This is a genomic window from Paenibacillus sp. WC2504 (assembly GCF_052682475.1).
In genome coordinates this window covers 7,524,428-7,549,117 of record NZ_JBQZFH010000001.1, presented here as the reverse complement: position 1 = coordinate 7,549,117, position 24,690 = coordinate 7,524,428, and the positions used below count along the sequence as shown (strand labels likewise).

27 protein-coding genes are annotated in these 24,690 nt (G+C 49.3%); 26 read left to right on the top strand and 1 reads right to left on the bottom strand.

The features are described 5' to 3' along the window. Positions 1-52 precede the first annotated feature (52 nt). The 6 genes from ACUN27_RS34585 (at position 53) to ACUN27_RS34560 (ending at position 7,667) form a co-directional block, all read left to right on the top strand. The gene (locus tag ACUN27_RS34585; RefSeq protein WP_315955727.1) at positions 53-1,054 is read left to right on the top strand and encodes a glycosyltransferase family 4 protein; all 1,002 of its coding nucleotides are present in this window, start codon (positions 53-55) and stop codon (positions 1,052-1,054) included. Positions 1,055-1,072: 18 nt separating this feature from the next. Next, positions 1,073-2,191: a glycosyltransferase family 4 protein gene (locus ACUN27_RS34580; protein WP_445560410.1), complete on the top strand. Its 1,119-nt coding sequence runs from the start codon at positions 1,073-1,075 to the stop codon at positions 2,189-2,191. A 17-nt stretch (positions 2,192-2,208) separates the two neighbouring features. Beyond that, positions 2,209-3,498 carry a protoporphyrinogen/coproporphyrinogen oxidase gene (locus tag ACUN27_RS34575; RefSeq protein WP_315955729.1) on the top strand — a complete coding sequence of 430 codons (1,290 nt, stop codon included), beginning with the start codon at positions 2,209-2,211 and terminating at the stop codon, positions 3,496-3,498. Between the two features lie 682 nt (positions 3,499-4,180). Continuing rightward, positions 4,181-5,284, top strand: coding sequence for a slipin family protein (locus tag ACUN27_RS34570; protein ID WP_326062258.1), 1,104 nt, complete (start codon positions 4,181-4,183; stop codon positions 5,282-5,284). 68 nt (positions 5,285-5,352) lie between these two features. Further along, on the top strand, positions 5,353-6,939 hold the full coding sequence (locus tag ACUN27_RS34565) for a limonene hydroxylase (protein WP_445560409.1): 1,587 nt from the start codon (positions 5,353-5,355) through the stop codon (positions 6,937-6,939). 383 nt (positions 6,940-7,322) lie between these two features. Continuing rightward, on the top strand, positions 7,323-7,667 hold the full coding sequence (locus ACUN27_RS34560) for a DUF805 domain-containing protein (RefSeq protein WP_315955734.1): 345 nt from the start codon (positions 7,323-7,325) through the stop codon (positions 7,665-7,667). A gap of 67 nt (positions 7,668-7,734) precedes the next feature. On the opposite strand, the gene ACUN27_RS34555 is transcribed toward ACUN27_RS34560, so the two are convergent. After that, positions 7,735-8,427, bottom strand: a complete 693-nt coding sequence (locus ACUN27_RS34555) for a YHYH domain-containing protein (protein ID WP_418936929.1) — start codon at positions 8,425-8,427, stop codon at positions 7,735-7,737. A 198-nt stretch (positions 8,428-8,625) separates the two neighbouring features. Here ACUN27_RS34555 and ACUN27_RS34550 point away from each other — a divergent pair, with 198 nt between their 5' ends. The 20 genes from ACUN27_RS34550 (at position 8,626) to ACUN27_RS34455 (ending at position 24,654) form a co-directional block, all read left to right on the top strand. After that, entirely contained in the window at positions 8,626-9,597 is a 972-nt protein-coding gene (locus tag ACUN27_RS34550; protein ID WP_445560408.1) for an aldo/keto reductase, read from the top strand. A gap of 29 nt (positions 9,598-9,626) precedes the next feature. Beyond that, complete coding sequence (locus tag ACUN27_RS34545) at positions 9,627-10,496, top strand: NAD-dependent epimerase/dehydratase family protein (protein ID WP_445560407.1); 870 nt, start codon at positions 9,627-9,629, stop codon at positions 10,494-10,496. 125 nt (positions 10,497-10,621) lie between these two features. After that, entirely contained in the window at positions 10,622-10,894 is a 273-nt protein-coding gene (locus tag ACUN27_RS34540) for a Fic family protein (RefSeq protein WP_445560406.1), read from the top strand. Further along, positions 10,891-11,271, top strand: a complete 381-nt coding sequence (locus tag ACUN27_RS34535) for an iron chaperone (protein ID WP_445560405.1) — start codon at positions 10,891-10,893, stop codon at positions 11,269-11,271. Before ACUN27_RS34540 ends, ACUN27_RS34535 begins: the two co-directional genes overlap by 4 nt. A 160-nt stretch (positions 11,272-11,431) precedes the next feature. Further along, positions 11,432-12,106: an ethanolamine utilization microcompartment protein EutL gene (eutL, locus tag ACUN27_RS34530; RefSeq protein WP_445560404.1), complete on the top strand. Its 675-nt coding sequence runs from the start codon at positions 11,432-11,434 to the stop codon at positions 12,104-12,106. A gap of 16 nt (positions 12,107-12,122) precedes the next feature. Further along, a complete protein-coding gene (locus tag ACUN27_RS34525) occupies positions 12,123-12,638 on the top strand; it encodes a BMC domain-containing protein (RefSeq protein ID WP_445560403.1) in 516 nt (171 codons plus the stop codon). Next, a complete protein-coding gene (locus tag ACUN27_RS34520; RefSeq protein WP_445560402.1) occupies positions 12,635-14,134 on the top strand; it encodes an acetaldehyde dehydrogenase (acetylating) in 1,500 nt (499 codons plus the stop codon). Before ACUN27_RS34525 ends, ACUN27_RS34520 begins: the two co-directional genes overlap by 4 nt. Positions 14,135-14,160: 26 nt before the next feature. Further along, entirely contained in the window at positions 14,161-14,448 is a 288-nt protein-coding gene (locus ACUN27_RS34515) for a BMC domain-containing protein (RefSeq protein WP_127455654.1), read from the top strand. Positions 14,449-14,451: 3 nt separating this feature from the next. Beyond that, the gene (gene pduL / locus ACUN27_RS34510) at positions 14,452-15,213 is read left to right on the top strand and encodes a phosphate propanoyltransferase (protein ID WP_445560401.1); all 762 of its coding nucleotides are present in this window, start codon (positions 14,452-14,454) and stop codon (positions 15,211-15,213) included. Then, on the top strand, positions 15,214-16,065 hold the full coding sequence (locus ACUN27_RS34505; RefSeq protein ID WP_445560400.1) for a hypothetical protein: 852 nt from the start codon (positions 15,214-15,216) through the stop codon (positions 16,063-16,065). A 6-nt stretch (positions 16,066-16,071) separates the two neighbouring features. Further along, a complete protein-coding gene (locus ACUN27_RS34500; RefSeq protein WP_315955743.1) occupies positions 16,072-16,380 on the top strand; it encodes a EutN/CcmL family microcompartment protein in 309 nt (102 codons plus the stop codon). After that, on the top strand, positions 16,356-16,697 hold the full coding sequence (locus ACUN27_RS34495) for a BMC domain-containing protein (RefSeq protein WP_145668689.1): 342 nt from the start codon (positions 16,356-16,358) through the stop codon (positions 16,695-16,697). Before ACUN27_RS34500 ends, ACUN27_RS34495 begins: the two co-directional genes overlap by 25 nt. A gap of 4 nt (positions 16,698-16,701) precedes the next feature. Beyond that, positions 16,702-17,142 (top strand): EutP/PduV family microcompartment system protein, encoded by a 441-nt coding sequence (locus tag ACUN27_RS34490; RefSeq protein WP_326062247.1) that lies wholly within the window; start codon positions 16,702-16,704, stop codon positions 17,140-17,142. Between the two features lie 24 nt (positions 17,143-17,166). Then, on the top strand, positions 17,167-18,612 hold the full coding sequence (locus ACUN27_RS34485; RefSeq protein WP_445560399.1) for a sensor histidine kinase: 1,446 nt from the start codon (positions 17,167-17,169) through the stop codon (positions 18,610-18,612). Beyond that, the gene (locus ACUN27_RS34480; protein WP_445560398.1) at positions 18,609-19,217 is read left to right on the top strand and encodes an ANTAR domain-containing response regulator; all 609 of its coding nucleotides are present in this window, start codon (positions 18,609-18,611) and stop codon (positions 19,215-19,217) included. Before ACUN27_RS34485 ends, ACUN27_RS34480 begins: the two co-directional genes overlap by 4 nt. Next, positions 19,210-20,694 carry an ethanolamine ammonia-lyase reactivating factor EutA gene (locus ACUN27_RS34475; RefSeq protein WP_445560397.1) on the top strand — a complete coding sequence of 495 codons (1,485 nt, stop codon included), beginning with the start codon at positions 19,210-19,212 and terminating at the stop codon, positions 20,692-20,694. Before ACUN27_RS34480 ends, ACUN27_RS34475 begins: the two co-directional genes overlap by 8 nt. Then, positions 20,691-22,052, top strand: a complete 1,362-nt coding sequence (locus ACUN27_RS34470; protein ID WP_315955748.1) for an ethanolamine ammonia-lyase subunit EutB — start codon at positions 20,691-20,693, stop codon at positions 22,050-22,052. The genes ACUN27_RS34475 and ACUN27_RS34470 overlap by 4 nt, the downstream gene beginning before the upstream one ends. 13 nt (positions 22,053-22,065) lie before the next feature. Continuing rightward, on the top strand, positions 22,066-22,932 hold the full coding sequence (eutC, locus tag ACUN27_RS34465) for an ethanolamine ammonia-lyase subunit EutC (RefSeq protein WP_445560396.1): 867 nt from the start codon (positions 22,066-22,068) through the stop codon (positions 22,930-22,932). A gap of 24 nt (positions 22,933-22,956) precedes the next feature. Beyond that, on the top strand, positions 22,957-23,085 hold the full coding sequence (locus ACUN27_RS34460; RefSeq protein WP_315955750.1) for a hypothetical protein: 129 nt from the start codon (positions 22,957-22,959) through the stop codon (positions 23,083-23,085). Positions 23,086-23,130: 45 nt separating this feature from the next. After that, complete coding sequence (locus tag ACUN27_RS34455; RefSeq protein ID WP_445560395.1) at positions 23,131-24,654, top strand: amino acid permease; 1,524 nt, start codon at positions 23,131-23,133, stop codon at positions 24,652-24,654. Positions 24,655-24,690: the final 36 nt, after the last annotated feature.

The following is a 24,690-nucleotide window of genomic DNA, read 5'->3' as shown; positions in this document are numbered from 1 at the left end:
GTTCTTTATTAAGAACAATTAGTAACAAAACTGATTTAACGGAGAGAATGCTATGCAACTAATCATCTTCTTTCTAGCAGCCCTAATATGCGTGATATTGACGCCAATTGCGAGAGTCATTGCAAAGAAACTAAATATTGTTGATTCCCCTAATACCGATTTGAAAAAGCACAGAGAACCCGTTCCCTATTTAGGTGGAGTAGCAATTTTCGCTGCAATAGTCATTTCTATGGCTATCTTCAAAGGAGATTTAATCCTAATGGTAAACGCTCAGCAGCGTGGTTTATTGTTAGGCACATTTATCATTTTATTAATCGGGTTAATTGACGATATGAAGGGAATGACACCTAAGATAAAGCTAGGCTTACAATTGTTAGCGGCTTACATCGTTTGGTTTCATGGAATTAGCTTTTCGCTGTTTGATCATTGGTATTTAAATATGGCACTTACATTGATTTGGGTTGCAGGCCTATCAAATGCTTTCAATTTAATCGATATCATGGACGGTCTCGCCGCGGGAATTGCTGCTATATGCTCCTTGTTTCTTGCGCTGTTACTTCTACTAGCGGGAGATCCATTCCACAGTACCTTAATGATAGTTGTATCTGGATCTTGTCTGGGATTTCTAATTTTCAATTTTAAACCCGCCAAGATCTACATGGGTGATACCGGAAGTTTACTGCTGGGCTTCTTGCTTGCCTGTACGGTAGCTCATTGGGCCAAAGGTCAACAGCTTAATCATCATTTCATCGTACCGATGTTGATTTTGGGAATACCGCTTTTTGAATTGTTCTTTGTATCGATACTTCGAATAAAAGCAGGGAAGTCTCCGCTGTTAGGAAGTCAGGATCATTTTGCCTTAAGGCTTATTAGGATGGGATTTTCGGTCAAAAGTACGGTGATTCTGACTTACGTCTGCTCTGTCGCCTTTGGCGCTATAGGTTTTTTGATTTTATTTTTTCACTATTTTACATACGGTTTTGTGGCGCTCACTCTTGCGTTTGTATTTTTTGCTGCACATAGATTAAGCCAGGTTAAAATAAACAAAGCTTAACTTGAGGAGTCAGACCAGATGGCTAAAATGTTGTTCATCGTTCCTTATGCCAAGTGTTACTTGAATTTTTACTGGGATCTTATTGAATCGTTGGTGCAAGATGGGCATCGTGTAACGGCAGTGGCTCCAGATACTGATGCGGAGGTCGCTTTGACTGCCATAGGTGTGAGATGTATTCGGATTCCAATAAAAAATACAGGCATAAATCCGTTTTACGACATACGAAGTGTTTACTATTTGACCCGGATTTTACGGGAGGAGCGTCCCGAGATCCTTTGCTGCTACTCAATTAAGCCTATACTTTATGGCGCTCTGGCTGCCCGAATGGCAAGAAGTAGAAGAGTCTTCGTGACGGTCACAGGCTTAGGCTATTTGTTTACAGGACGCACATGGAAACAGCGGCTGCTGCTACCTCTTGTCAGCTTTTTGTATCGCTTTGCTTTTCAACATTGTGAAAGGGCCTTCTTCGAGAACCCGGATGACTTACGTTTATTTAAACAGCTTGGTTTAATCAAGAGGAACAATACGACCATCGTGAATGGTTCAGGCGTTAATCTCGATAAATTTACAATGACCGGAAATCGCCCAGTCATAAGCCAAGTCCCATTAACTTTTATACTAATCGCAAGAATTATTAAGGACAAAGGAATCTACGAATACATCGAGGCGGCGAGGATTTTAAAGGCTAAGTATCCGGCTGTAAAATTGTCCCTCTTAGGACCATTTGATTCGAATCCGAGTGCGATCAGCAAGACGCAAGTTGCGAAGTGGATGGAGGAGGGAGTGGTCAATTATCTGGGGGAGGCAGCCGACGTGCGCCCTTACTTAAGAGATTCGAATATTTTCGTCCTACCTTCCTATCGCGAGGGCACCCCCAAATCTACACTGGAAGCCATGGCAATGGGACTGCCAATAATAACGACTGACGTACCTGGTTGCCGTGAGACAGTCATTCAAGGATTTAACGGAATGATAGTCCCTGTAAAGAATGGGGGAGCACTTGCCGCAGCGATGGAACGATTTATCTTGAATCCGCAACTGGCAGAGGTCATGGGGACAAATAGCAGAGAGTTGGCTGAGACTAAGTACGATGTCCATAAAGTAATCGGAAAAGTAAGAGACATGATACAGATTTGATTAAAAAGGGGGGACACATGTCCATGTACATAATTGGAGCCGGGGTGACCGGATTAGCTTTTGCATCGGCATTGGGACGTGGAAAGGTATTGGAGAGCGCTCCGGAGCTAGGGGGAAAAGCGTCTTCGTATCATGTTCATACAGCTGTCGGCAAATTTACCTTCGATATAGGCGGACATTGGTTCCATCTTCAGAACGCACCGAAAGTCATGCAATTACTGGATGACCTTCCTCTCGAGAAACATGTACGCCAAGCATTCGTTTATTGGGATAACAAGTGGTTTGATTTTCCAATTCAGCAGAGTTACAAAGCACATCCCGATCATCGTTTGGTCGATCAGATTGAATATGAATTAACTGCAATTACCAGCGAAGCGGCAACGAAGAGCCGTGGCTATCTGAATTATTCGGACATGCTGCTCCATTCTTATGGTCCTACTTTGTTTGAGTGTTTCTTCAGAGATTACAACGTGAAAATGTTTGGGGTACCGAATTTATCTCAAATTCAAATCGGCCAATATGAAGAGGTCAGAAATGTTCGCACGAATCAGAGCATCGAGGGGTATAATCATTATTTTTACTATCCGAGAGGTGAATTAGGGGCGTCAGCTATTCCTTTGCATTTGGCTCAAAATAAGCAAATCCACTTTAATTCCCATGTCCAATCGATAAATTTACATAAACAAACCATCACCATAAATAATCAGGCATCTCCTTGGAAAACCATTGTATCAACGATGCCTCTGCCTAAATTGATCGATATGATTACCGATGTTGATCGTGACATTGTCTATTTGTCCCAGCAATTGCAATCGAGCAAAGGGCTCATTCTCAACTTAGGCGTTAAGAGAAACCCGATGCATGTAAACAAAAGCTGGGTTTACATACCTGATCTTAAGTACCGTTTTTACAGAATCGGATTCTATAGTAACGTTGAGTCTAAAATGGCACCGGAAGGCTACAGTTCTATGTATGTGGAATGTTCACCGCTGTATTTTCAGAACCAAAAAGAGGCTCTGAACTTGGTTCCGCATGTTATAAAGGACCTTATGGATATCGGTATGATTGAGGATGAGAGGGATATCATTACCTTGAGGCCAATCTACTTGGAGCATAATTATTGTTTACCGAATAGTAAGGTAACTGCTCATATCCAAAGTTACTTGCGGCGGCATGGTATTTACAGCATTGGCAGGTACGGAAGTTGGCATTGGTCCAGTCAGCACGAAGATATGCAGCAGGCCATTACTTTAGCTGAGGAGTTGGATGCAGTATCCAATTTCAGAGATATGTTAGGGGTTCGTTAGAGCCTTAATAGAATAAATCCCTCTGTCATAGTGGCAGTGGGATTTTTTAATTACTTTGGTGCTCAAGTAGACAATTTCCCATTAGCCGAAACTCCTGACTTGCAACAGGCGACAAGAGAACTATTGGGCTAAAATGGAAAACTTTTGCGTCATCGTAATACTTTCGCCATGTTCGCTAATTGAAAAATAAGCGAAGATAGAACCTGTAAGGCTTACATTGTTTCTTATTCGGACGGTCGTAACGAGGCGGGGATATCGAAATATCCCGCAGTGCCGTGCATCGTATGCTGCGGTATCCTGTACGATCGGATCGGTAAGAAACCACTATTTGGGGTTCGATTCCCCAATCGCGTAACGAGCGATTCTGGTAGAATACTCGACTTCCCATCGAGCGATGAAAACTCTATTAGACCTGTTAGCGGGAATCCCCAGCCTCCTTCGGGTAGGCACTGATGAAGCAGCTTTGCAGCCTGTGGATACCGGATGAGAAAAAAAGTACAAGACCACGTAACGGCAAGATGAGTGAGCACGGGCTGGAATGGATGCCGACATCACCATCAGAAAGTTTCGTGTGCAGGTAACGATTTTCCAACCTTAAGCTGGCTCCGCTTCCGACTCAGGGGGATTTCCTCATAAAAGGTCACAACACACCGCAAAGTTCCCATGAAATGAGGAGATATATATGTTTAAAAAAATGATCGTTAAGGCTGACGAACGAGGATTATTGTTTAAGAAAGGCAGTTATGTGAAGCACTTGCAGCCTGGTGTTTATCGATTAGCTCCATTTTCAGATGATGAAATTGTGTTGTTGAATGTTACTAAACCATTTGTCGTGCAGGGAAAGGATCTGAACTTATTTCTTCAAGATGAACGGTTGCTTGAGGAGATTACGGTTATCAATGTTCAGGATCATGAGTACGTGCTTCATTACGAGGATGGAAAGTTCGTATCGCTTATGACAGCAGGTAAATACGCTTTCTGGAATGTGTTGAAAAAGCATGACTTTACCCGAGTCGACATTCGCCAACCAGAGGTTGATGCAGACATAGATAGAGCTATATTTTTGAAAGTTGCAGGGTATCTTTATGTTTCCGAAGTGGCCAGCCACGAGATAGGGATGCTGTTTTATAACAATGTCATGCAGAAGGAGCTTGCCCCAGGAAAATATTACTTCTGGAAGGGACCTGTAATCGCATCGATAAAAACCGTGGATCTACGGCTGCAGCAGCTGGATATGACCGGTCAGGAAATGATGACGGAGGATAAGGTAACGCTTCGCTTAAATTTCGTCTGCCAGTACAAGATTATCAATCCGCTGCGCGCACTAGAGATCAAGGCTTTTGAAGATCAGGTTTATATTCTATTGCAGCTTATTCTGCGTGAATATGTCGGGACATTGAAGCTTGACGACCTGTTGCGGATGAAGCAAGAGATAGCGGCATTCGTACTATCGCGTCTGAACGAAAAGAGTGAGGAATACGGCGTCAAATTTTTTTCTGCCGGTGTAAAGGATATTATTCTGCCTGGGGATATCAAAGAGATACTTAACACAGTGCTGTTAGCAGAGAAGAAAGCTCAAGCAAACTTGATTACACGTCGTGAAGAAACGGCTTCTACTCGTAGTCTGCTTAACACAGCTAAGTTGATGGACGAGAATCAGACCCTGTTCCGCTTAAAGGAGCTTGAATTTCTCGAGAAAATTTGTGATAAAATCGGGACGATTTCGCTCACTGGCAGAGACAATCTGCTGGAACAGCTGAATTCGCTTGTTGGGGGAGCTAAGTAATAGCTAAGTGCAAGCGGCGGGGCAGGATCAGAGATTTGATGTTGTTCCGTCCGAGCAGAAAGAAGTATATGAAAAAGGTGATGATAACGATGGTTACATTTCTTAGTAAAATCGCTCGACCTCTCTGGGAAGGCAAAACCTCCATTTATTCATTCATTAAGGAGCAAGGCGAAACCGTAGGAGGGTCCCTGCCGGATGACGAAGAATTTTGGTCCGGAAGTAAGTTGAGATGGGTAGCGGGCGGCCTGGATGGGGCTTTCGGGCACCATGCGAGGCCAGGTCAGATGACGGACGAGACGGACGAGTTAGTCCACCTTCTGGCGAAGCAATCAAGAAATTCAAAGAATTCAATTAGAAAGGCCCTATATACTAAGCTTGAGAAGACGGATATTAGCAGCCAAATTGATTCCATTTTAGAAGCGTTGCGTAAGCAGCCGGGCATAAAGCCTGATGCCTTATTCAAAGAGGCAAAATGGTTCGCCGAAAATGGGGCACACCGCAATGTCGTCAAATTCGGAATTGCGCTGCTGGGCCTTTTCCAGAACGAGCAAGTGAAGGAACTGTTGCTGACACTGGGGATGCACGATGAATTTACATTATATGCTGCGGTTGCGATTCAGAATGGCATGGAGGATAGCAACCAGGTTCTATTTGAACTAGCTAAGCACGTCCATGGGTGGGGGAAAATTCATCTTGTCGAAAGACTCGAGCCGACTACGAAGGAGATTAAAGACTGGCTGCTGCGCCAAGGCTGCCAAAACAGCGTTATGAATGAATATTTAGCTTGCATTTGTGCGAGGAATGGCGGATTGCGGGAGGCGCTCTCAGCCAATTCGGTGGATAGCGCATTGTTTAATGGGGCGACGGATATTATGGAGGCGTTATTGAACGGCGGTCCTGCAGAGGATATTGACGATTACGAGTATGCTCCGCAGGTCGTGTCCGATTACGTGAGGCTCGCCCGGGAGATGGGCTCATCTGCTAAGCATTTGTCTGTCGTATGGAGCATTCGCGACTTCTTGGCTCAGGATGAAAAGAATTGGTCTCGGCGGATGTCGGAGGGATGGAGTGAACAGGTAAGAACTGATATTAGGAATGCATGCGAATCAATAATTAGCAATGCCAGGTGGGTAAGCATTATAACGCACGCTGTTAGCGCCGGTAATTCATCGGAACGATACTATGGTACAGCATGTGCGGATAAGCTTGGTGTGGATATTTGGGAAACGCTGTATGGCCAGCTTGCCGCAGATCCGCTGGAGGATTTTCATTACTTTCAGCTCATGAAATCGAGTGATCCTAACCGTATCCGGCAATTGGTTCAGTTCGCCACTGAACATCTTCCTCTTCAGTACATTGCTACCGGCCCCGGCGATGAGATGGGGTTTGGCCAGGAGTATGTGGCACATCGGAATTTGGATACCATTTTGCAGAGTTTGGATCAGTATGAAGGGATCGGTGTTGAATTAATCTTGACGGGTCTGAACAGTCCTGTAACCAGAAATCGAAACATGGCGATCAAAGCGTTAGAGGGATGGCATGTTACCGCTTGGGATGAGCGGGTTATTAATGCGGTTAATCATTTGTCGGAGATAGAACCTGATGACTCTGTCAAAGAACGGGTTCATAAGCTTCTGAAAGATAAAGGGCTTTAATCACGTTAAAAGCAAGTATAAAACAATAAAGGTAGCTATCGTTGTTGTGCATAAGCTGAAAGAAATCCTTGCGTTATTGTGATGTGGGGATTTTTTTATTTATCTAGAGAGCATGCAATAAGCTGTTTACATAATTTGATCCAATAATACCCATTTTTTAATCATCAAGACAACCCCCACCAAAATACATATAAGGGCATAGCATTATTTGGAGCCTGGAATGACTAGGCTTTGTTCGGGGAGGTGGAGTGGGAGAATGCAAACATTCCAAAGGGGGGCAGAGTCTTTACGAGATCAAATAATTACATAAAAATGCGAAGGAGATTGCAACAAGGGAAGCCTTTTTATTAATCCAAGTTGGTGAATATGAAGGAGGAAGATACATGGAATGGTATTCAAAAGTGTTGAAAAACTACGTTGGATTCTCAGGTAGGGCTCAACGCAAGGAGTACTGGATGTTTGTGCTTTTTAATCTGATTATCTCCATCATCCTTGCCATATTGGAATCCTTATTGGGGATTACAAATGTATTGACTGGCCTCTACTCCTTAGCCGTCCTATTGCCGTCCTTAGCCGTTGCATTCCGGAGGCTTCATGATACCGGGAGAAGTGGTTGGTGGATTTTGATTGGTTTAATCCCACTTATCGGTGCTATTATTCTTATCGTATTTTACTGCCAAGACAGTGATCCTAATGAGAACCAATATGGTCTTAACCCTAAGCGGTAATAAGCAAGTGGAGCGATGCAAAAACACAACCCCATCCTTAGCGGATGGGGTTTATTTGGCGTTTCGTTTATTTAGAAATATAAAAAGTGTTGTTTTCAAACTTTATAGCTAAACCCAGTTCATCAACAGCGTAATGCCATGTCATTGGAAAATAGGTTACATCGTTTAATACCAATAACGGGTATTCCTCGGAACCATTATCAATCCAAGCATCATTCACATAGATATTAAAATCTGGTTGACTAGCATACATGTTTGAACTTGTAGTTCCGTAATCCAATTCAAGCTTTCCCGCCTTATTGGAAGTTTTTCGAATGACGAATCCAGTTTCAGCGTCCCATACTGTTTCTAGTGCAAGTGCTTGAGTAAATTTAAAGGTCATTGGAAAATACGTAATGTCCTTATATGAGATGACAGGATATTTAAGGGATGAGTTGGTGATTGAAGTGCCATTTACGTTAATCGTGTATGTTGGCTTTTCAACTTTGACATACCCACTTGGAACGGTTTCTACTGGAGTTGCTGCCGATTTAGTACTGGAAGTTGACCCACCAGATGATGTTGATGATGAACTGCTACCGGAGGAAGATCCACCATTGTGATAGTGGTAGCCCGTACATAATCCTTTGGCCTTGGAGCTGGCTGAACAATTATGCCCTCCGTTCGCGTCCGTTCTACCTGAATGTGCATAAGCGGATTGTGAGAAAGTCGTTATTAAAATGAATGATAATAATAGTAGTCCCAAATGCCTAAACTTCACCACTGTTCATCTCCTAAATATAGTATTTTTTGCCTAGGTGATAATACCAGATTTTTCTATCATTATCAAATATTATTTTTCACTCAACCCCCCACTTACGCCAAAGTAACTAACTGACAACTTTTTCAGTTCTTATGCAGCGTTTCCTTTGCCTGTATAATAGCAAGTGTAAGTAAATCAGTGGATGGAGGACGGAAGATGAACGTTAGAACTCTTGGAAAAACGGGACTGCAGATATCGGAAATCGGATACGGCGCATGGGGAATCGGTAAAACGGCTTGGATCGGCGCTTCCGACGAGGAATCCATTCAAGCGCTAAATCGCTCGATTGAGCTGGGGTTGAACTTTATTGATACAGCTTTGGGTTATGGCGACGGCCACAGTGAACGACTTGTCGGACAAGTGGTGAAAGCCCATGACAAGCCGATTTATGTCGCTACCAAGATCCCTCCGAAAAACAGACAATGGCCGGCACGCGATGGCGTACCTGTGGAGGAGACTTTTACGGCGGAGCATGTCATAGCAAGTACAGAGCAAAGCCTGCGCAATCTAGGTCTAGAGACGATTGATGTGCAGCAGTTCCACGTCTGGTCGGACGAGTGGGTGGGTCAAGGAGACTGGCTGGAAGGGGTCCGTAAGCTGAAAGAGCAGGGCAAAATCCAACACTTCGGCATATCGATTAACGACCATCAACCGAACAATGCGCTCAAACTGATTGAAACGGGACTCGTGGATACGGTGCAGGTGATTTATAACATTTTCGATCAAAGTCCTGAGGATCAACTGCTTCCTGCCTGTGCAGAACACAATGTAGGCGTCATTGTCAGAGTTTCGCTGGATGAAGGCGGTCTAACCGGCCGTATTACACCTGACACGACGTTTAGCGAAGGCGATTTCCGCAACAACTATTTCCGAGGTGATCGCAAGCAGCAGGTATATGATCGCGTTCAGAAGATCACAGCCGATCTGGATATTTCTGTCGAGCAAATGCCGGAAATCGCACTGCGTTACGTGTTAAGTCATCCTGCTGTGTCAACAGTCATTCCGGGGATGCGCTCTGTGCGCAACGTGGAGTCAAATATGCGTGTTGGTGATGGACAGGGACTAGCCAAGGAACAACTGGAAAAGCTGAAGGCGCATCGCTGGATTCGGGATTTTTATAGAGGTTGATTAGACATAACGAGGAGGATTTAGGTTTCATGGACAAAAAGAGGATCATTGTAACTGGCGGCAGCGGTAAAGCGGGTCAGTGGATTTTAAAACATTTTGTGGAAAATAATTATGATGTCATTAATTTGGATGTGAAAGCTCCAGCGGAACCGATTTGCCGGACGATTATTACCGATCTTAATGATTTGGGTCAGGTACATAATGCGATATCGCAATTCAGTACTGGCAATCGGAAAGAGGTGGAGGGTATTGTGCATTTTGCCGCTATCCCTCAAGCCTATACGCATACGAATGAGGTATGTTTCCGTAATAATGTGATGAGCACCTACAATATTTTGGAAGCGGCGGCCAACTTGGGAGTCAAGAAAGTCGTACTTGCGTCGAGTGAGTCTTCGTATGGCATTTGTTTTGCCAGTGAGTTTTTCGAGCCTCAGTATCTACCAATCGATGAAGATCACCCACAGTTGCCGGAGGACAGCTATGGCTTGTCCAAAGTGGTGAATGAAGTGACCGCGCAGGCGTTCAACCGGCGTACCGGCATGCAGGTGGTCAGTTTCCGCTTAGGCAACATTCTGGTGCCTGAGAGTTATGAGCAGCTGAAAGCTAATTTCGATAATACGGACGCTCGTTTGCGAATCCTGTGGTCTTACATCGATGCAAGGGACATAGCTTCTGCTTGTCTCAAAGCCATTGAGGTCGATGGGCTTGGCGCGGAGGCGCTTATCATTGCAGCAGATGATAGCTCATCGAATCGGCCAACGCTGGATTTAGTGGCGAAGTACTTGCCTGGCGTGAAAGAAATTCGCTCCCCGTTAGAGGGAAGAACATCTCTCATTTCCAACGCGAAGGCGAAAAGATTATTGGGCTGGGAGCCACAAATTAAACTGATGGAGCAGTAACGAGAAGCAGAAATGAGAAGCGGCCAATCCTTAGGGATTGGTTGCTTTTTTTGTTGTAGGGAGTAGGCTTTACGATCGAACATTTTCAACCAAGCACCGTCTTAAGCTCTTCCTACCGTGATATAATGGTAATAGTCCGGTTTGTTTATATTCACCCTTTTTCGGATGGAAATGGACGTACGGCGAGCCTATTGATGAATTTAATTTTAATGAAATTCGGATTTCCGCCAGCTATCGTCAAAGCAGCAAATGAGGCTCGTTTGAAGTACTATGAGACCTTAGAATTAGCAAGCATAAGCGGTGACCAAGCGCCATTCGTACAACTAATTGCAGGGTGCGTCGAGAAAGTTTGCAGAGATATATTGGTACGGTCAAATGACCTGAAGGAGAACCTATGAAAGAAAAAATCACGTACACATCCATCGATGAGTACATCGCAGCTTTTTCGCCGGAGATTCAGGAGATTCTGCAAAAGCTGCGAGAAGTCATTAAAGAATCCGCCCCGGATGCCAAGGAAAAAATCAGTTACGCGATGCCTACCTTTGAGCAGCACGGGAATTTAGTGCATTTTGCAGCTTTTAAAAATCATATCGGATTTTATCCGGCACCGGACGGAATTACCCAATTCCAAGATGAGGTAGCCGAGTACCATTCGTCCAAAGGAACTTTGCAATTTCCACTTGGAAAGCCGATACCTTATGAATTGATCAGCCGGATTGTGAAGTACAGGGTTGCTCGGAATTTGGAGAAGGCGAAGAGCAAGAAAAAGAAGTGAATGTTTTTATTTGTGATTTCTATGGCCATGCTAGCATATCCCATTCCCCAATCGCATATCCATTAACAAAAGCATAAAACAGGCAAAGGTGCCTCAGGTCCAAGAACGTCGAGCGTTCTCCGAACCGGGGCACCTTTTTGCTTTCAACTAAGGCGGAGAGGTGAAGGGAGTGCCCCCTAACGAGAAACCGATACGCGCCATACCGCTCGCCGTCCGGATCATCCCGAACGTCGACGCCGGGCTCGCGCAGAAGCTGGAGCTGAAGCCGGGCATCCGCAGCCTCGGCCTGCTGACTTCAACCATCGACGATGTAGGTTTCACCGCCATCGATGAAGCAACGAAGAACGTAGCGGTAGAAGTGGTGTATGCCCGCTCGTTCTATGCCGGATCAGGGCATGCGTCGGGGCCGCTGTCCGGTGAATTCATCGGCATCATCGGCGGCGCCTCGCCGGACGAAGTGCGAAGCGGGCTGGATGCCGCTATCCAAGTGATGGAGAGCGGCGCCTGCTTCTACGCGCTGAATGCCGACGCCACCCACGCGTACTATGCGCATGTGATCTCCCGCACAGGCTCGTATCTCTCCAAAGAAGCGGAGATCCGGGAAGGCGAGCCGCTGGCTTACTTAATTGCTCCTCCATTAGAAGCCGTCTACGCCCTGGATGCCGCACTCAAAGCCGCCGATGTGCGCCTGTGCAAATTCTACGGCCCGCCGACAGAGACGAACTTTGCGGGAGGATTGCTGACAGGCAGTCAGTCGGCCTGTATGGCAGCGGCTGAAGCATTCGCGGAGGCTGTTCGAAGCATCGCTAGAGAACCGAAGAAAATAGGCCAGTAAGAGGCAGGTGTCCGTAATGATTGAACAAAAGCTAGCCTTGGGCATGATCGAAACATATGGCTTGCCCGCATTAATCGCTGCCGCCGACGCTGCAGCAAAAACGGCGGATGTAAAGGTCACGATGTATGAGAAGGTGGATGCCGGCATTGTAACGGTGTATATCTGGGGCGATGTGGCAGCGGTCAAAGCGGCTGTAGATGCAGGGGCAGACGAGGCGAAGCGGGTCGGCAAGCTGCTCGGCACACAGGTGATCCCGCGTCCTGATCCTTCGGTTTACACGATGCTGCAGAGTGTCCAAAAGCGGGAGCAGCCCAAAGCCTCTTCATTAGAAGCACCAGAAGCACCCAAGCCAGAAGAGCCTCCTGCAACTACACCGAACTGGAGCAAAATGACCGTCGCCCAGCTCAGAGAGCTCGCCCAAAACATGCCGAAGTTCCCGCTGGCCGGACGAGATATTCAGCTGGTTAGCAAAGCGGAGCTAGTCCGGCTTTTCTCGGAGCTGTCCGCTGAAGAAGGAGAGCGGCCGACATGAAGCTGGACAGCGATTTGCAAGCGATTCAGGAGGTTCGCAATTACCTGCAAGAGGCGAAGGCGGCTCAGAAGCTCCTGGAAAAAATGACGCAACCACAAATCGATGCGATCGTATCCGCTATGGCCGAAGCGGCAGAGCAGCAGGCTGAGCGGCTTGGTGCCATGGCCGTCAAAGAGACCGGCTTCGGGAAAGTCGCCCATAAAAAGGCGAAGAATCTGTTCGTCGCGAGGGATATCTATGCAGCGATAAAGGACATGCAAACGGTGGGTATCATCCGCAAGGATAACACAAAGCAGGTCTGGGAAATCTCCCAGCCCGTCGGCACCATCGCGGCAATCATTCCCTCAACGAACCCAACTTCGACGGTGCTGTTCAAATGCCTGATCGCGCTGAAAGCACGCAACGCGATCGTCATCTCCCCGCATCCATCGGCACTTCGCTGCTCGCAAGAGTCAGCTGCCGTCATGCGGGCTGCAGCAGAGCGTGCGGGAGCTCCGCCGGGGCTCATTCATTGCCTCTCGCATCCTACTTTGGAGGCGAGTGGGGAGCTGATGCGGCATAAGCTGACGGATCTCATCTTGGCCACAGGCGGAACCGCCATGGTGAAGGCTGCTTACAGCTCCGGCAAACCCGCCTACGGTGTCGGGCCTGGCAATGTGCCGGTGTACATCCACCGGAGTGCGAACATCCCAAGCGCGGTGAACCACATTTTGCAGAGTAAAACGTTCGACTACGGCACGATCTGCGCTTCAGAGCAAGCGCTTGTTGTGGATGAAGCCATCAAGCCGCACTTTATCCAAGAATTACAACGACGTGGAGCTTATTTCCTCAATAAACACGAAAAGCATAAGATAGCCTCTATCCTGATGACCACGAAAGGGATGAATCCGCAAATTGTTGGCCAATCACCACAGGCCATAGCGGCCAAAGCAGGCATCGACGTCCCGGATAGCGCGCAAATGTTAATCGCAGAAGAGACGGAGGTTGGGCACGACTACCCTTTTTCCATGGAGAAGCTTTGCCCTGTGCTTGCTTTATATACAGTGAACGATTGGCAGGAAGGCTGCCAAAGGTGCATTCAGCTGTTATCGCTCGGTGGTTTAGGCCATACGCTCGGCATTCACGCTGAGGACCAAGCGGTTATTGAAGCTTTCGGTTTGGAAAAGCCGGCATCGCGTATTGTCGTTAACACGGGAACAACGTTCGGCGGCATTGGTGCCACGACGGGTATCTTCCCCTCCATGACACTGGGCTGCGGGACGTTTGGCAATAACATTACAACGGACAATATTGGGCCGCAGCATTTGCTGAACATCAAGCGGGTTGCCTTCGGCATCAAGGAGATGCCCGTGCCTGAGGAGTCTGTAAAGACGAATCCTAGTCAAGTCGCCAGCCAGGTGGCGGAAGGACTAATCAAGACCAATCAGCTGGGCATTACGCGTGAGGAAGTTGCTCAGATCATCAGAAAAGTCCTTACCGATATGCAATTGTCTTAATCCAATCATCCAAGGAGGAGATAGCAATGGCAGGAGAATTGGCCGCATTAGGTTTAGTGGAAACGAAAGGTTTGGTAGGTTCAATTGAAGCGGCGGATGCGATGGTGAAGGCGGCGAATGTCAGGCTGGTCGGGAAAGTGCATGTAGGCGGCGGGTTAGTGACAGTGATGGTCAGGGGAGATGTCGGTGCAGTCAAAGCCGCCACGGATGCAGGCGCAGCCGCTGCGGAGAAGGTAGGGGAGTTGGTTTCGGTGCATGTGATTCCCCGTCCGCACTCCGATATTGAGTTCATTCTTCCTAAGCTTGAAGGGTAAAAGATGGCGCTCATTACGGAAACGTATCTGCGCACACAGCTGATCAAAGGTTTGGCGAATCCTTTTCCAGTTACAGAGGGGGATAAGCTGACCCCCGCAGCTGCCGATTTCCTGAAGGAGCGAGGAATTCCTTTGCAGCGTCTGGCATCCCAGTCATCCGGCACCCTGTCTTTGAACCTCCTACCTGTTGGCGTCTCCAACAGGCATGTGCACCTCGCACCTCATCATTTCGATATGTTGTTCGGCGAAGGTTACCAGCTGACGCCTTTGCGCGAGCTGTCCCAGAAAGGGCAATTTGCCGCCGTGGAAACAGTGACACTCAAGGGCCCGCACGGCAGCCTGTCTAACGTCCGCATCCTGGGACCCTCACGTGGTTTGACTCAAGTGGAAATCTCGCGCACAGACGGATTCGAGCTCGGCGTTCATCCGCCGATTCGTCTATCCGGCAATCTTGCAGGCACACCGGGGATTACGTTAGTTGGCCCAAAGGGGAGTGTCGCCTTACCCGAAGGGCTGATTATCGCCAAAAATCACGTACATGCATCCCCGGACGAAGCCCAGATCTTGCGACTAAACAACGGGGACCGCATTCTGGTGCAAGCGATGGGGGAGCGCCCCGTCATTTTTGCCGATGTGATCGTGAGGGTGAGCCCGCAGTATTCGCTGGATTTCCATATCGACCGGGATGAGGCGAATGCAGCCCATTTAACGACAGGGGACACGGTCCAGATCATCCCTAAGAATGCCGAAAGGAGGCTGCGCTAGGTGGAGATCAAGCAAATGGTCGAAGCGATCGTTCGTGAGATTTTGAACCAGCAGGCCAAAAGGCCGAAGGTGCTTTACCTGTTTTACGACAGTACGGCGCATGAAGCTTTCACCGATCATTTTATCGCATTAAATATTCACGGCATTGATCATGATCTAATGTTCCTGGACGGCGAAGCCTCCTGCTGGCTCGGCAAGCATAAGATCGAATGCGCTGGGCGAGGTCAAACCATTGCCTCTGACGAATTCGCTCCAGCTCCCATAGAGGTGCCGCTTGCGTATGAAGGCATCGTGATTCCGGAAATTGATCTGGATAATGCAGCGAGAGCAGCCCTTGGCATGAAAGGGACGATCGTCTCGGAGATCATTTTTTCTACGCTGGTTCAAAATAAATTCGTTCTCATCGGTGAGGATATCTCAGGATTGAAAAAGGCGGACCGCCGGACGCTCCAAACGCTGACGCTGCCCACCCCGTATCGCAATCTTTTTGATTATTACAAAATGGAGCTCCAAATGTACGGCGTTGAGTTCGCCCCCAGTAAACAGCTTGCCGAAAAAGCCGTGAGCAAAATCCGCCCTGTAATCCTTGAAGCTCGAGAGGCTCCTGAAACTTCTGAAACTCCAGAAGCCTCCAAAACTGAGGCTGCCCTGCCTGCCCCACCCGAACCCACACCCGCATCCTCAGCCATCGTCTACGAAGGAAAGCTGGTCTCCGCAGAATGGGTCACACGAGAGCTAAGAAATCGTCCGTTCCGCTCCTTGCAAATTGGCAGAAAAACAATCATTTCCGCCCTAGCGCAAGACATGCTGAAGGATAAAGGCATCACGATCGAATATTTGGCCGAAAGGTGAGGTCCTATGTTTTACGGGAAAGTCATTGGCAGTGTATGGGCTACGCAAAAGGAAACAGGCATGGACAACTTAAAGCTGCTTGTGATCCAGCCGATGGATTTCAAAGATAGCGAAGCGGGTACGCCAATTATCGCCGCAGACCGCATCGGAGCAGGGGTTGGCGAACGTGTGATCGTATCGAGGGGAAGTCCAGCCCGAACCTTGTTCAAGGATAAAATGGTGCCTATCGATGCGATGATCGTCGGCATTGTCGATAGCTTCGAAGTCGCGAAGGAAGCCGAGGAGGAAGCATGGAAGAGCACAAACAGAGAGTGATTCAGGAATATGTTCCCGGCAAGCAGCTGACACTGGCTCATGTCATTGCCAATCCGGACCCAGTTTTGTATACGAAACTCGGCATCGAGGAGCGCAGTGCGATTGGCATTCTTACACTGACCCCAACGGAGACAGCCATCATCGCAGCGGACATTGCGACCAAAGCAGCCGACGTCGGCATCGGCTACTTGGACCGGTTCACTGGCTCGCTGGTGCTCACGGGTGAAGTCGCAGCTGTGGAGATGGCGATTGCGGCTGTGAATGTGTTTTTGCTCGAAAAGTTAAAATTTTCGACGGCACCGATCACGAGGTCATAACGCGATGAAAAAAGTGATGATCATCGGTGCCGTCGGCGCAGGCAAATCAACGCTGATCAAAGCCTTATTCGGGGAGCCCCAGCCCGCATCCAAAACGCAAAGCCTCATCTACCGTGACTGGGTCATCGATACTCCCGGCGAGTACAGCGAGAATCCGCTGTATTACCGCTCGTTAATGGCGACCTCGCATGAGGCCGCAGCCGTTCTGCTGGTTCAAGATGCTACGCGGGACAGGAACTATTTTCCCCCTGGATTTGAACAAGGTTTTGCCGTGCCGGCTTTAGGAGCTGTGACCAAAATCGATCACCCCCAGGCAGATATCGATCATGCTATCGAACTTCTGAGGCAGGCGCTGCCGGAAGGTGAAATCTTTCTGACATCCGCTGCATCAAACGAAGGCATTGCCAAGTTAAAAGATAAGCTTATGCAAATTGTACGCTCTTGATCCTAAAGTGAAGAGGTATGCACCATGGCGTCCATTATGGAATTGTGCAGGAAGTATACGCTTTTGAGCATAGAAGAAACCCAAACCATCCAAGAGATGGCGGATCATCTCCAACTATTTGCCGATGTATCCGAATCCGATGTCTTCATAGACTGCCCACTCCCTGACAAAGGGATGGCGCTAGTCGTGGCGGAGGCGCGTCCCTCCAAAGGCTCTTCCTTGTACAAGACATCAGTCGTAGGTCAGTATGCTTTTGTGCAAAATGAGCCCGCCGTTATGTTCTGCCTGCTTTCCGGCCAATCCGTAATCGGCTCGCGCGGCATTTCGCAGGAGCAGATTGCCATCCAGCAAAATGTCGTGCCGATTCGCTCCAGAACCGGTCAGGTGATCGGGGCACTCATCATGGAGAAGGACATCACGGAGAAGCTTGAGCAGGAGAAGAATGTGACCCGATTGATGGAGACAACGGAACAGCTGAGCGAAACGCTGCTTAGTGTGGCCATGTCGCAGGGCAGCATGCAGTCGCTGATGCATGAAGGCGTCATTGTTTTTGATGACAAGGAGCGGGTCACCTACACGAATCCGCGTGCGCTCGACATGCTGAAGGAAATCGGTCACACGGCGGAGGCTGCTAACGGCTCCCTGATCACCCAGTTATTTTACGGGAAATTGACGGTACTTGGCCGTTCAGGCCTCATCCAGCAGGAATTGCAAATCGGGCATGTGACCTTCGAGCTCAAAGCTATGTCCATTTACCGGGAGCAGAGGGAGGTAGGCGGGATTATTTTACTGCGCGATATTTCGGATATGAAAGAGAAGGAGAAGCAGCTCGTCATCAAGTCCGCCGTCATCAAGGAGATTCACCATCGCGTGAAAAATAATTTGCAAACCGTCTCCAGCTTGCTCCGCCTGCAGATGCGAAGAACGAAACACGAAGAAGTTGTGAGGGTGTATCGCGACAGCATCAACCGCATTAATTCGATAGCGGTCATTCATGAAATGCTTGCGTTTGAAGGACTGGAGACGATCCATTTTAACGAGGTTGTGGACCGCATCATCAAGAACATTATTTCCTCGTCGTCCAAACCGGATCAGACCATCGTCCCGGTTATTTCCGGGGATGAGCTCATTTTACAATCCGATGCCGCTACGACGCTTGCGCTTGTTGTGAATGAACTGGTGCAGAACTGCGTGCTGCATGCTTTCGGAGAGAGGCGTACGGGACATATTGAAGTTTCTTTGCAGCATCAAGACAACTTCGCTCGGGTTCGGGTATCGGATAACGGCATTGGGTTCAAAGCGGCGAATCATTCCGAGCGGAAAGGCCATCTAGGGTTGAAGATCACGGAGACACTTGTAGAAGAAAATCTCGGCGGTGTTCTGGATATCATGACGGATGAGCGAGGAACCGAAGTGCAGCTTACATTTCCAATAGCGAGATCGCAGTCAAAGGAGGACGAAATGCCATGAGAAATGCCATCGTCGTCGTCGATGATGATCCCATCATCCGCATGGATATCCGTGAAATGCTGGAGGAGGGCGGTTACCTCGTCGCAGGCGAAGCCAAGAATGGTGAGGAAGCGATAGAGCTGATAGCTCGGGTGAAGCCCGATTTGGCGATTATGGATATTAAAATGCCCGTCATGAACGGCATCAAGGCGTCTCATATTATCCGCAAGCTGCAGCAGGATACATCGGTGCTGCTCCTGACTGCTTACAGCCAGAAGGAGCTGGTGAAGGACGCGCGCGAGGCCGGGGTGGCTGCTTTTCTAGTCAAACCGGTGTCGGAGGAAGACTTGCTGCCGGCTGTCGAGATTGCTTTGAGCCAGAAGGAGAAAATGGACTCGCTTAAGCAGGATATCAAACTTCTAAAGCAATCCATTGAGGAACGCAAGAGCATCGAAAAAGCGAAAGGCCTTGTCATGCAGAAGCACGCTTTGAGTGAGGAGAAGGCTTACGCCAAAATGCGCGAAGTGAGCATGGCGACCCGCATCCCCCTTGCGAAGCTGGCGGCAGACATTCTGCGGGATGGAGCTGAGGTCTTAGCAGGTGCGGGTGGGCTGATACATGACTGACCAATGGATCACGAGTGTCGGACTCGATATCGGAACAAGTACAACGAAGATGGTCATTTCCCGGTTGAAAATCGTGCGCTCCTCCGGCGTGCTCAGCCTGCCGCGCTTCCAGATTGCGGAGCGGGAGCTGCTGTATGCGAGCCCGATTTATAGCACTCCGCTCCTCAGCAGCGATGAGATCCACGCGGAGCGCATTTGGGCCATCGTGGCTCAGGAGTACGAGCAGGCCGGCATCCAGCCAGCGGCAATCAAATCCGGCGCCGTCATCATTACCGGTGAGACGGCGAACAAAACAAACGCGCAGCATATCCTCCATCTGCTCGCAGAACGAGCGGGCGATTTCGTTGTCGCGACAGCCGGCGCTGATCTCGAAGGGCTGCTCGCCGGCAAAGGCGCCGGCGCGGAGCAGCGCTCCTGGCAGCTTCGAAGCGCAGTCGCCAACATCGATATCGGCGGCGGTACGGCGAATGCCGCGATTTTTCATCGAGGTAAGCTGCTCCGCACGGTCGCCTTTCATGTCGGCGGCAGGCTAATACGGATCGACTCGACCGGCACGATCCTTGAGGTGTCGCCGTCGATACGCCCTTGGCTGCAGGAGGCCGGCTACACCGTTCAGCCGGGCGACAGGCTAAGCCTGCTGCAGCTGAACGAAATCTGCATGACTATGTGCCGCTGCATGATGGACTATTTAAGCGGCGTCCGTGTTGCAGACGCTGCAATTGAAGCCCTAATGATCGGAACGCCGTTATCTGCCATTCCTTCTATAGAAGAATGGATGGTCTCCGGCGGTGTAGGCCAACTGATGGCGGAGACAATGCCGCCCCGCAGCTTGGAGGACGCTGCCGTGCACCAGGATATCGGTCCGCTGCTTGCCCATGCCTGGAAGGAGCTGGCCGCTGGTTACCCCGCTCGCCAGATTCAAGCAGATCAGACGGTCAGAGCGACCGTCATCGGCGCTGGTATGCAGAGCACGGAGATCAGCGGTGCGACGGTGCACTTAGATGCTTCGCTGCTGCCGATCCGCAATTTGCCCGTGCTCAAGCTGGACCTGTCGCCGCAGCTGCTAGTCCAGGGCAGTGCGCTTGCGGACCGGTTTGACGCTCTCATGCAAGAAGGCGCAAGCTTATTCGCTCTTGATCGTTCGCCTCCGTTTGGACTCGCGTTGTCAGGGACGCACCACTTAACTTATCCAACCCTTCAATACATAGCCGATAAGCTGTATCTGAGCTTTATTCATCATTTTCCTCATAGTGAAGCGATGGTCGTCATTTGTGAAACGGACATCGCCAAGGCCCTCGGCCAATCCCTCTCGAGACGCTGCGCGCAACGTCCGAAAGTCATTTGCATCGATCAAATTCGTGTGGAGCACGGGGATTACATTGATTTAGGCGAGCCGATTTCCGGCATCATGATTCCCGTAGTGGTCAAAACATTGGCCTTCCAAGGCCAGGGCAGAGGGGAGGAGAGCGGCCGGTGAATTTGAAAACGACGCTGCTCGGCACAACGTTTCAATTCAAGGATTTGAAGGAAGTGATGGCCAAAGCGAATGAGGAGAAGTCAGGCGACCAGCTCGCGGGCATTTCCGCGCAGGATGCCAAGGAACGAATCGCCGCCAAAGAAGTGCTTGCCGATTTGACGCTGGCGGATATCCGGAACCATCCCCTGCTGCCTCCGGAGACCGATGAAGTTTCTCGAGTCATCGAGCATGCTTTGAATGAGAAGATCTATGCCGAGGTGCGGAATTGGACGGTGGCTGAGCTGCGGGAGTATTTGCTGCGGCAGGAGACAGGGAATCCCGACATTCGCCGGCTTTCCCGAGGCCTAACGAGCGAGATGGTAGCCGCCGCCGCCAAGCTGATGACCAATCTGGATCTGGTGCAGGCCGCGTCCAAGATGGAGGTCACTAGCCATTGCAACATCACTATCGGTCAAAAAGGCGTGCTCGCCGGGAGGGCGCAGCCCAATCATCCGACGGACAATATTCAAGGCATAAAAGCAGCGCTTTTTGAAGCATTAAGCTACGGGATCGGCGATGCGGTTATCGGCATCAACCCCGTGATTGATTCCGCAGATAGCGTGAAGCACATTTTGCAGATGACCAAGGAGGTCATGGAGAAATGGCAGATCCCTACGCAGAACTGCGTCTTGGCGCATATCAAAACGCAGATGCGCGCTATTCGACAAGGAGCTCCTGCGGATATGGTGTTCCAAAGCTTGGCAGGAACGGAAGATGGCAATAAAGCTTTTGGCATCGATGTCGCTCTGCTGGATGAAGCGGATGAACTGATCACGCGGGAGGGGACAGGGACGGGGCCGAATCTGTGGTATTTTGAAACGGGGCAGGGCTCTGAGCTGTCAGCAGAAGCGCATCATGGCATCGATCAGGTCACGCTGGAGTCGCGCTGTTACGGGCTTGCCCGCAAGTATAAGCCGTTTATTGTCAATACGGTGGTTGGCTTCATCGGGCCCGAGTATTTATATGACAGCAAACAGGTCATTCGCGCCGGGTTGGAGGACCATTTCATGGGCAAGCTGCAGGGGCTGCCGATGGGGGTGGATGTTTGCTATACCAACCATATGAAGGCGGATCAGAATGATATGGACAATTTGGCTGTGCTGCTTTCCGCCGCAGGCGTCAACTATTTGATCGGAGTAGCCATGGCGGACGATTGCATGCTCAATTATCAGTCGACCAGCTATCACGATATCGCCACTTTGCGGGAATTAATGAGACTACGACCGGCTCCTGCTTTTGAACAATGGTTGGTTCGTATGGGCCTTATGGACAACGGCCGGCTAACGCCGCTTGCGGGGGACCCGAGTTTATTTATGTGAAAGAGGTGTAGCGATGAACAACGGGGTCCCCATCGATGCGCTAGTGGATCTGGTGATGGCAGAGCTGGAGAAGAAGCTGTCCGTTACTGTATCAAAAGGAGAGGAGTCCCCGCCGGCCGATCAGCCAGATCTTTCTATGCCATCAGAGGAAGAGCCGCAGTCGCATGTGCCGAGTCCCAGATGGGAGGAAGGGATGAACGAATTGCTCGCCAGCACACCTTCACGAATTGGCGTTTGGCGGACCGGAACGCGGGCATTAACCAAAGAAGTGCTGAAATTCCGCCGTGATCATGCGGCTGCTGTCGATTCCATCTATGGCGAAGCAAGTCAAACGCTTTTGGACCAATTCGGTTTATTTACCGTGGAAACGCGTTATGAGAATACGGAAAACTACCTGAAGCGCCCCGACATGGGACGTATTGTTACCGATGAGGGAATCGCCCTTATTCAGCAAAAGTGCAGCAGACATCCACAAGTACAGATCGTTGTGTCGGATGGGCTTAGCGCCAACGCGGTAGATGCCAATCTGGCCGATGTATATCCCTCGCTTCTTGACTCGCTGTCGGCTTATAAGTTATCCACAGGTACTCCGTTTTTTGTACGAGGCGGACGGGTTGCCGTGATGGATCACATCGGGGAAATCTTGCAGCCGGATGTGCTCGTGCTTTTGATCGGAGAACGTCCTGGGCTGGTTTCGTCCAAATCATTAAGTGCCTACATCTGTTACAAACCGCGGAAAGGCACGGTAGAAAGCGACCGCACGGTTATATCCAATATTCACCGCGGAGGAACACCCCCTCTGGAGGGCGGCGCGCATATTGGCACCATCGTACAAAAGATGCTCGAACAAAAGACGAGCGGAGTTAACCTGGAAATCTGAATTCAGCGAAGGAGGTGGGGCGGAATGGGACTGGCGATTGGCATCGTCATCGTTGTCATCACATGTTTGTTTGCTGGTTGGATCGTTAGCGTTGCGAACAAGAGCATTCGGGAATTCGATGAAAGCAAGCACGAAAGCTTTTTGGGGAAATGAGACTTGGCGGCACAAATCGTTGTGAATAGATGAGGAGGAGTAAAGATGAGCTTATCTTCCAATCATCAGGACAAAGACAAAAGTGATTTGAACAAGTTCGGTTATGCCCAGGAGCTGCTGCGCAGTATGGGCGGATTTTCCAACTTTGCGATCTCATTCTCCATCATTTCCATTTTGACAGGTGCTGTATCTTTATATGGTCACGGATTAACCTATGGCGGATCGGGCATGATGGGCTTCGGCTGGCCGATTGTCGCGTTTTTTGTGATGTGCGTTGCGGCGGTTATGGCTGAACTGGCTTCGGCCATTCCGACGGCAGGCGCTTTATACCACTGGGCAGCAATCTTGAAAAACAAACGCTGGGGCTGGTACACCGCCTGGATCAACCTCATTGGCCAAATCGGCATCGTCGCCGGTATCGATTATTCCGTCGCACTGTTTGCTGATCCTCTAATCGCGAGCGTCTTCGGTTATGAATCGAGCAATACAACTGTGTTGATTTGCTTCTCGGTCATTTTGCTTACGCATGGGATTCTCAACCACATCGGCATTCGGATCGTTGCGAAGCTGAATGACTTTTCCGCTTGGTACCACATCGCTGTCGTTGCGGTGCTGGTCCTGTCTCTGGCCTTTTTCACCAAAGGCAGCCTAAACCCGGTCTCGTACTTGTTCCAAGTAGGTGAAACCTTCTCCGATAAACCTTATATGTTTGCCTTTCTGATCGGGCTTTTGCAGGCACAGTGGACGTTTACAGGCTATGACGCTTCGGCGCATACCATTGAAGAAACGATAAATCCGCGTGTGCGCGCGCCTTGGGGTATTTTCACATCCGTCGCCTATTCATTTGTCATTGGTTTTATTATGCTTGCATTTGTCACCTTGTCCATCAAGGATGCTAGCGCTGCTGCCGGTTCCAGCAATGCGTTCATCTATGTGATCAGCGAAGCGCTTGGCGGTACATTCGGTTCCGTCATTTTGTGGCTGGTCACGGCTGCGATGTGGTTCTGCGGACTTGCGTCCATCACTTCTTTTTCCCGCATGATGTATGCTTTTTCAAGGGATAAAGGGATGCCGTTAAGCTCGCAGTGGGCGCAAATTTCAAAAAAATACCGGACCCCGGCCAAAGCCATCTGGCTGGCCATCATCCTCTCTTTCCTGCTTGCTTTCATCGACTATCTCATCAAAATGGTGAACCCGGATGCCACGTATACAACGATAGCGTTCCTAACGGCGGTTAGTGTTGTTGGTCTTTATGTTGCCTATGGCATACCGATTTACTTGAAGCTTCGGGCTAAAGCCGAAGGAAGATTTCAAGATAAGCATCTCGGGCCTTGGAATCTTGGAAAATATAGCAATGTGATCTCCATTGTCGCGCTGCTCTGGATTATTTTTATTTGCGTCATCATGGTTATTCCCCCGAACCAAATGGCCGGTTATGCCGTTGCTGGCATGCTCGTTCTCTTGGTTATCATGGATTTGTCCTACTATAACAAGCATTTCCCTGGCCCGCAGGCTGCGCTTAACAAGTCTATGGAGGAGATTTTGCGCCGGGAAAAAGAGTTAGAATAGCCTTTCGCTTATTGGTTTAGCATTTGATAGATTTGG

What these genes read in the sequence shown, in the direction of transcription:
- pduL (WP_445560401.1), top strand. Translation starts at nt 14,452, where the DNA reads ATGGCGCTCATTACGGAAACGTATCTGCGCACACAGCTGATCAAAGGT.
- ACUN27_RS34500 (WP_315955743.1), top strand. Translation starts at nt 16,072, where the DNA reads ATGTTTTACGGGAAAGTCATTGGCAGTGTATGGGCTACGCAAAAGGAA.
- ACUN27_RS34455 (WP_445560395.1), top strand. Translation starts at nt 23,131, where the DNA reads ATGAGCTTATCTTCCAATCATCAGGACAAAGACAAAAGTGATTTGAAC.
- ACUN27_RS34520 (WP_445560402.1), top strand. Translation starts at nt 12,635, where the DNA reads ATGAAGCTGGACAGCGATTTGCAAGCGATTCAGGAGGTTCGCAATTAC.
- ACUN27_RS34565 (WP_445560409.1), top strand. Translation starts at nt 5,353, where the DNA reads ATGAAAAAGGTGATGATAACGATGGTTACATTTCTTAGTAAAATCGCT.
- ACUN27_RS34460 (WP_315955750.1), top strand. Translation starts at nt 22,957, where the DNA reads ATGGGACTGGCGATTGGCATCGTCATCGTTGTCATCACATGTTTGTTT.
- ACUN27_RS34535 (WP_445560405.1), top strand. Translation starts at nt 10,891, where the DNA reads ATGAAAGAAAAAATCACGTACACATCCATCGATGAGTACATCGCAGCT.
- ACUN27_RS34475 (WP_445560397.1), top strand. Translation starts at nt 19,210, where the DNA reads ATGACTGACCAATGGATCACGAGTGTCGGACTCGATATCGGAACAAGT.
- ACUN27_RS34575 (WP_315955729.1), top strand. Translation starts at nt 2,209, where the DNA reads ATGTCCATGTACATAATTGGAGCCGGGGTGACCGGATTAGCTTTTGCA.
- ACUN27_RS34545 (WP_445560407.1), top strand. Translation starts at nt 9,627, where the DNA reads ATGGACAAAAAGAGGATCATTGTAACTGGCGGCAGCGGTAAAGCGGGT.
- ACUN27_RS34585 (WP_315955727.1), top strand. Translation starts at nt 53, where the DNA reads ATGCAACTAATCATCTTCTTTCTAGCAGCCCTAATATGCGTGATATTG.
- ACUN27_RS34570 (WP_326062258.1), top strand. Translation starts at nt 4,181, where the DNA reads ATGTTTAAAAAAATGATCGTTAAGGCTGACGAACGAGGATTATTGTTT.
- ACUN27_RS34580 (WP_445560410.1), top strand. Translation starts at nt 1,073, where the DNA reads ATGGCTAAAATGTTGTTCATCGTTCCTTATGCCAAGTGTTACTTGAAT.
- ACUN27_RS34525 (WP_445560403.1), top strand. Translation starts at nt 12,123, where the DNA reads ATGATTGAACAAAAGCTAGCCTTGGGCATGATCGAAACATATGGCTTG.
- ACUN27_RS34495 (WP_145668689.1), top strand. Translation starts at nt 16,356, where the DNA reads ATGGAAGAGCACAAACAGAGAGTGATTCAGGAATATGTTCCCGGCAAG.
- ACUN27_RS34485 (WP_445560399.1), top strand. Translation starts at nt 17,167, where the DNA reads ATGGCGTCCATTATGGAATTGTGCAGGAAGTATACGCTTTTGAGCATA.
- ACUN27_RS34540 (WP_445560406.1), top strand. Translation starts at nt 10,622, where the DNA reads ATGGTAATAGTCCGGTTTGTTTATATTCACCCTTTTTCGGATGGAAAT.
- ACUN27_RS34515 (WP_127455654.1), top strand. Translation starts at nt 14,161, where the DNA reads ATGGCAGGAGAATTGGCCGCATTAGGTTTAGTGGAAACGAAAGGTTTG.
- ACUN27_RS34490 (WP_326062247.1), top strand. Translation starts at nt 16,702, where the DNA reads ATGAAAAAAGTGATGATCATCGGTGCCGTCGGCGCAGGCAAATCAACG.
- ACUN27_RS34480 (WP_445560398.1), top strand. Translation starts at nt 18,609, where the DNA reads ATGAGAAATGCCATCGTCGTCGTCGATGATGATCCCATCATCCGCATG.
- ACUN27_RS34560 (WP_315955734.1), top strand. Translation starts at nt 7,323, where the DNA reads ATGGAATGGTATTCAAAAGTGTTGAAAAACTACGTTGGATTCTCAGGT.
- ACUN27_RS34550 (WP_445560408.1), top strand. Translation starts at nt 8,626, where the DNA reads ATGAACGTTAGAACTCTTGGAAAAACGGGACTGCAGATATCGGAAATC.
- eutC (WP_445560396.1), top strand. Translation starts at nt 22,066, where the DNA reads ATGAACAACGGGGTCCCCATCGATGCGCTAGTGGATCTGGTGATGGCA.